Annotated in this window: 5 protein-coding genes; 4 read left to right on the top strand and 1 reads right to left on the bottom strand. The window is 74.2% G+C overall.

The genetic code is table 11. From position 1 onward, the window contains the following. Positions 1-160 precede the first annotated feature (160 nt). Both ACLQ20_RS14270 and ACLQ20_RS14275 read left to right on the top strand, forming a co-directional pair. The gene (locus ACLQ20_RS14270) at positions 161-1,246 is read left to right on the top strand and encodes an S-(hydroxymethyl)mycothiol dehydrogenase (RefSeq protein WP_151453684.1); all 1,086 of its coding nucleotides are present in this window, start codon (positions 161-163) and stop codon (positions 1,244-1,246) included. Beyond that, on the top strand, positions 1,246-1,875 hold the full coding sequence (locus tag ACLQ20_RS14275; protein WP_425855899.1) for an MBL fold metallo-hydrolase: 630 nt from the start codon (positions 1,246-1,248) through the stop codon (positions 1,873-1,875). The genes ACLQ20_RS14270 and ACLQ20_RS14275 overlap by 1 nt, the downstream gene beginning before the upstream one ends. Before the next feature lie 134 nt (positions 1,876-2,009). Here the strand turns inward: ACLQ20_RS14275 and ACLQ20_RS14280 are convergent, their stop codons facing one another. Continuing rightward, positions 2,010-2,954 (bottom strand): sensor histidine kinase, encoded by a 945-nt coding sequence (locus ACLQ20_RS14280; protein WP_358118227.1) that lies wholly within the window; start codon positions 2,952-2,954, stop codon positions 2,010-2,012. A 362-nt stretch (positions 2,955-3,316) separates the two neighbouring features. Here ACLQ20_RS14280 and ACLQ20_RS14285 point away from each other — a divergent pair, with 362 nt between their 5' ends. Beyond that, complete coding sequence (locus ACLQ20_RS14285; RefSeq protein WP_425855901.1) at positions 3,317-4,444, top strand: DUF3626 domain-containing protein; 1,128 nt, start codon at positions 3,317-3,319, stop codon at positions 4,442-4,444. A 306-nt stretch (positions 4,445-4,750) separates the two neighbouring features. Continuing rightward, positions 4,751-5,458: a hypothetical protein gene (locus tag ACLQ20_RS14290; RefSeq protein ID WP_327028389.1), complete on the top strand. Its 708-nt coding sequence runs from the start codon at positions 4,751-4,753 to the stop codon at positions 5,456-5,458. Positions 5,459-6,222: the final 764 nt, after the last annotated feature.

Genomic DNA, 6,222 nt, shown 5'->3' on the forward strand with positions numbered 1-6,222 from the left:
CCGTGCCCCCGCCTACCCCTCGCCGCCCGCGATAACCGCCCGACGGCCCCGGTCGTCCGCGACGATCGGGAGTAGGTTCGGCCCGAGGAACGTGATCGGGTGCCGCGTCAGGGCACCGACGGACGGCGGCGCGACGCGTCGGCGTGGAGCAGGAGGAAGCGTGAGCCAGGAGGTCAGGGGAGTCATCTCCCGCAGCAAGGGCGCGCCGGTCGAGGTGACCACGATCGTGCTGCCCGACCCGGGGCCGGGCGAGGCGATCGTACGGATCCAGTCCTGCGGGGTCTGCCACACCGACCTGCACTACCGGGAGGGCGGCATCAACGACGACTACCCGTTCCTGCTCGGCCACGAGGCCGCCGGCGTCGTCGAGCAGGTCGGGCCGGGCGTCGACGGCGTCGCGCCGGGCGACTTCGTGGTGCTCAACTGGCGGGCCGTCTGCGGCGTGTGCCGCGCCTGCCGCCGGGGCCGCCCGTGGTACTGCTTCGCCACCCACAACGCGGCGCAGAAGATGACTCTCACCGACGGCACCGAGCTCACGCCCGCGCTGGGCATCGGCGCCTTCGCGGAGAAGACCCTGGTCCACGCCGGGCAGTGCACCAAGGTCGACCCGGCGGCCCGACCCGCCGCCGTCGGACTGCTCGGCTGCGGCGTGATGGCCGGTCTCGGTGCCGCCATGAACACCGGCGGGGTCACCCGGGGCGACTCGGTGGCCGTGATCGGCTGCGGCGGCGTCGGCGACGCGGCGGTCGCCGGCGCCGTGCTGGCCGGTGCGACGACGATCGTCGCGGTGGACACCGACCCCCGCAAGCTCGACTGGGCCCGCAAGTTCGGGGCCACGCACACCGTCAACGCCCGCGACGACGACCCGGTCGAGGCGATCCGCGCCGCCACCGGCGGCTTCGGCGCCGACGTGGTGATCGACGCGGTCGGCCGCCCCGAGACCTGGAAGCAGGCCTTCTACGCCCGCGACCTGGCCGGCACCGTCGTACTGGTCGGCGTGCCGACCCCGGAGATGACCGTCGACCTGCCGCTGCTCGACGTCTTCGGCCGCGGCGGCGCGCTCAAGTCGAGCTGGTACGGCGACTGCCTGCCCAGCCGCGACTTCCCCATGCTCACCGAGCTCTACCTGCAGGGCCGGCTCGACCTGGACGCCTTCGTCACCGAGGAGATCGCCCTGGACCAGGTCGAGGAGGCGTTCGCCCGGATGCACCGGGGCGACGTGCTGCGCTCGGTGGTGGTCCTCTGATGGCGGCCCGCGTCGACCACGCCGTCACCTCCGGAACGTTCTCCCTCGACGGCCAGACCTTCGACGTGGACAACAACGTGTGGGTGGTCGGCGACGACGCCGAGTGCGTCGTCGTCGACGCCCCGCACGACGTCGACGCGATCCTGGCCGCCGTCGGCGACCGACGGGTCCGGGCGATCCTCGCCACCCACGCGCACGACGACCACGTCCGGGTGGCCCCGGCGCTGGCCCGGGCCACCGGCGCTCCGGTGCTGCTGCACCCCGCCGACCGGGTGCTGTGGGACATGGTGCACCCCGACGAGGCGCCGGGCGAGGAGCTGCGCGACGGGCAGACCGTCGAGGTGGCCGGGACCGCGCTGACCGTGCTGCACACGCCCGGCCACAGCCCCGGCGCGTGCAGCTTCCACGCGCGGCAGCTCGGCGTCGTGTTCACCGGCGACACGCTCTTCGCCGGCGGGCCGGGGGCGACGGGACGCTCGTACAGCGACTTCGGCACGATCGTCGCCTCGATCCGGGACCGGCTGCTCACCCTCCCGCCGGAGACGGTCGTGCACACCGGGCACGGGGAGAGCACCACCGTCGGCGCGGAGGCTCCCCACCTCGACGAGTGGCTGGCCCGCGGGCACTGACCTCCGCCCAGCCACCAGCGGTCCCGGCAGCCGCTCAGCGACTGTCCGGGGCCGCTTCGCGTCCGGCGCTGCCGCGTGCGGTCACGCCGGCGCTCTCCCGGCCGCCGTCCGAGGTGACGGCGTCGAGCGCAAGGTCACGCCGGGTGCCGCACGTACATCCGGACGGTCGTCCCGGCGGCGGTGGTGTGCACGCGGACCAGATCGCACAGCGCCTGCACGATCACCAGCCCCCGGCCGCCGATGCCGTTCGCGGCCGGGGTCAGCCGCCCGGCCAGCGGGTCGGCCAGCCAACCGTCGTCGCGGATCTCGCAGACCAGGTGCTCGGCGGTACGCCACACGCGCAGCACACCGGTGCCACCGGCGTGCGCGACGCTGTTCGTCGCCAGCTCGGTCACCGCGATCTGCAGATCGGCCAGCCGGTCCTCGTCCAGCCCCACGGCCGCGCCGTGCCCGGCCACGAACCGGCGCACCGCGGACAGCGTGTCGACCTCGTAGACCAGCGCCGAGACGGGCTCCGTCGGGCTCGGCAGGGGCTTGTTGTAGCGGGCGACCACGTCCGCCGGGGCGTACCGGGCACTCGGCCGTCGCCCGGCGTCGTCGACGAGGATCGGGTGCGTGGCGTACGCGTCGGCCAGCACGTCGGCGTCGAGCCCAACGGTGTCGTACGGGCAGAGGATGGTCGCCTCGCGGCCGGCGAACGCCATGTTGATCAGCGCCTCGTGCTGGGCGCACGCCGGATACTCCGTGTCGCTGCGCCCGGCCCAGATCGGCTCGCCGATGATCCGTGCGCGGCGGCCGGCGTGCTGCTCGATGAACGCCTGCAACACCCAGGGGATGATCCGTCCCGGGTTCCGGCCGGCCTCCGACATGTCCGCCCAGCGCACCGCGTCCGTGGGGCCGACGGCGGCGCGGACCAGCCGCAGGTTCGCGCCAGGCATCGCGACCAGCACCGGCTCCCCGGCGGCGAGACCGTCCGTGATGAACGGCACCGTGCCCGCGAGGAGACCGTCCCGATCGTGGTAGAAGAGCCCCTCGTGTACGAAGGCGCCCGCCGCCTGCGCGTGCCGCGCCCCGGTCACGCCGGCTGTCCCAGGGCGGTGGCGAACCTGGTCTCGCGTAGCCGCCGGTGGTGGCGGCACCGCGCGACCATCTGGTGGGGCACCTGCTCGACCACCGCACCACCAGTCATTCGTCGCCTTCCGCTTCGGGCCCCACTGTAATCGCCGGTCCCGGTGCCGGCCCACCGGGTGAAACGACGCCGCCCATCCGGCCCGGCACGGGCCGGGCACCGCCCGCCCACGGCCGTGACCAGGGGTCACCATCGCTCGTCTGGTGGCGACCTCCGGGTGGCCCTGGAGGGTGGACGACAGCCGCGACGCCTCGCCCTCCGGATCCGAAAACGGGGTGCGTCCCGGCCCGCTGATAAGGGAGATTCGTCGCCGTGCGACCCACCACCGAACCGGCCGCCACGCACGCGGCGCCGGCACTCACCCCCGCCCAACGCGCCGCCCTCGCGCACGTACGCGAGGCGGCGCTGCGCGAGCGTCCCGCCGCCCTGGCCGCCATCGCCCGGGCGCTCGCCGGCTCGGGCGTCGCACACGGGCGGGAGCACCTGATCGCGGCGGTCGGCGCGAACGGGCGGCTCACCCTGAACTTCCACCCGGACCGGCTGCTCGCCGACGGGCGTACGGTCGCCGACGCCCTCACCGCCGAGGGCGTCTACCGCAGCCAGTTCGAGACCGGCATCTCCAACGGCGGCCTGACGGCCTTCCCCGGCGGCGACCGGGACCGCTGGGAGGAGACGCTCTTCGGCGGCGCCTACCAGACGGCCGGCGTACGCCCCGCCGACCGGCCGAAGTACGGCGGCCTGAACCTGCTCGACCATCCGGACGGCGCGTGCCCCCGGTTCGGCTCCTGCCACCTGCGGCTGCGTCCGCAGGTGCTGGCGCGGGCCACGTTCTGCTTCGGCGACAGCCACCTCGGGCCCCGCGACCTGGGCACCGTGGACGTCTTCGAACCGGTGCTGGCGGCCCTGCTGGCCGCGACCGACGGCACCGGGGTCAGCCTCGGCGTGCCGGGCGACGTGGTGACCCTGACCCGGGCGCTGCTGCGCCGGCGCGAGGACGCCGCATGGGCCCCCGGCGCGGCGGGCCGCGCGCTCGACGACTACATCGAGGCGCAGGTCCACGGCGAGCTGAGCCTCGCCCGGGACGTCGCGGCGATGGTCGTCGACCCGTCCTTCCGGGGTACCGACACCGGGGCGACGCTCGCCGCGCTCGCCCGGCGGCACGGCTTCGCCCTGCGCTGGCACGCCGGGTTCGCGCTGCCCGTCGACCGGATCGACGCGGAGTTCCGGGGGCCGGCCATCCCGCCGCTGGCCGCCCGGGTGCACGCCGAGTTCGCCCGCCCGGGCGAACTCATCGACGCCGCCCTGATCGGCCGCGCGGCGGTCTCGGTGGTCACGGAGCCGTCCCGCTGGGCCGACCGCGGGCCGATGGAGGTCACCCTCCAACACCTCAAGCAGCTCTGGCACGTCCTCGTGCGCTTCGGCGCCCCCCGCGCCACCTAGGACGCCCGGCCCCCAGATCCTGCGCGCCTGTCGTCGGGTGAGCCGCCGCCTCGACCGGGTGGATCGTCCCGGCCGTCCGGTTGCGCCGCGAGCCTCCGGGACATCACCGCCCGTGCCTGCCTGTCACGAGTGTCGAGTGACCCGGGTCACAGCAGGCCGGCAACTGCTCATATCCGGAATGACCGACAGGGTCGGGCTGGTTGTGTCCCCCGTACCGCCGGAACCGAAACCCCGTCCGGCGCGGAAGTTTCCCCCGAAGGAGTGCTCATCCAGGGAGCGCTTCGCCTGACCGAAAGGGCAACCATCGTGAAGTACGACTTCACTCGATGGCTCCCGGCCATCGCGAAGGACTCGAAGGACTCGAACCGCAGGATCGCGCTGAGCGTGGTGGGTGTCGCCGCCCTCGGCGGCCTGGCCCTCGGGCCGACGGCCGTGGCCGCCCCGGTCACCACCGCACCCCACGAGGGCGCCGTGGCGGCGATCGAGCAGGCCACCGGCAAGGGCAGGCCGGGCGCGGCCGACGAGTCGGCCCTGACGACGGGCGGTACCACCACCAAGCCGTCCGCCGACAAGCCCAGCCGCGAGGAGCTGGTCCCGCACGGCGTGCAGGGCGCCCAGTCGCGCATCCCGCTCGACGACGCGCAGCTCGCCAACGCCAGGGCCATCATCGAGGAGGCCAAGGAGACCGGCGTGGGGGAGCGGGGCGCCGTCATCGGGATCGCCACCTCGCTGCAGGAGTCGAAGCTCTACAACCTCGGCCACCTGGGCGCGTACAACGACCACGACTCGCAGGGCCTGTTCCAGCAGCGCCCGTCGTCGGGTTGGGGTTCGCCCGACCAGATCACCGACCCCGAGTACGCCTCGCAGGCGTTCTTCAGCGCGCTCAAGAACGTGGGCGGCTGGCAGGACCTGCCGCTGACCTCCGCCGCGCAGACGGTGCAGGTCTCGGCCTACCCCTTCGCGTACGCGCAGTGGGAGGAGCAGGCGGCGGACGTCGTCTCCCAGCTCTGGTGACACCCGCGTGACACCGGCCGGCCCTCGCCTCGGGGGCCGGCCGGTCGCGTCCATGCCGACGACGCCCGCATCTGAACCGCTGTCCGGCCGCAGCCGGCGCAGCATCTCGTCGTGATGGATCAGCCGGGCCCTGTCGAGCTGCCCCGTTCACGAGACCACCTCCCAGCCCCCTGGCTCGCGCCGCCGTCCGAGGTCACCGGTGGAACACCACGGGTGTCACCGGTGCCGGGAGACACCCATGGTGTTCCACCGGTGGTGGTCGTGGGCGTCCCTGCTCTTGAATACGTCCGCTGCGCCTCGGCCGGCCAGTCGCCGATCTTGGAAGCAACAGGCCCCGCCAGGGGCCCGTATCTGCCAAGGTCTCCCGCAGCTCGCCGATGAGGGGTCCCCGCGCGTGGCGTCCGACCCGCCGGAGAGCCGCCGATGAGGCGTCCGCGCGCGGCGTCCGGTTCAAGCCCGGCGTCCAGGATGGGGCTTCGTTGCAGGGTGTGTGCCCGTCGGTACGCTTGCTGCGGCCGCGGTCTGTGGTCGTCGGGGTCGCCCAGTGATGAGATGTCCGGTTCGGGGGTGTGACCGGGGGCATCGTGGGGGCGGAATCGTGGCCGGGGCGGGGTCGTTACACCCTGCGTACGACCGAGCAAGACCACCCGCTGAGGTCACGCCGCCCCGACCGATGGCGGGCCCGGGCCCCGGAATGATGGCGGGCCGGCGGTGGTTACACATGGTCCGGCCGACGTGAGGGCGTCCCCCGCCCCGCACGACAG

The organism is Micromonospora sp. DT46 (genome assembly GCF_049841735.1).
In the GTDB taxonomy this organism is placed as follows: domain Bacteria; phylum Actinomycetota; class Actinomycetes; order Mycobacteriales; family Micromonosporaceae; genus Micromonospora; species Micromonospora reichwaldensis.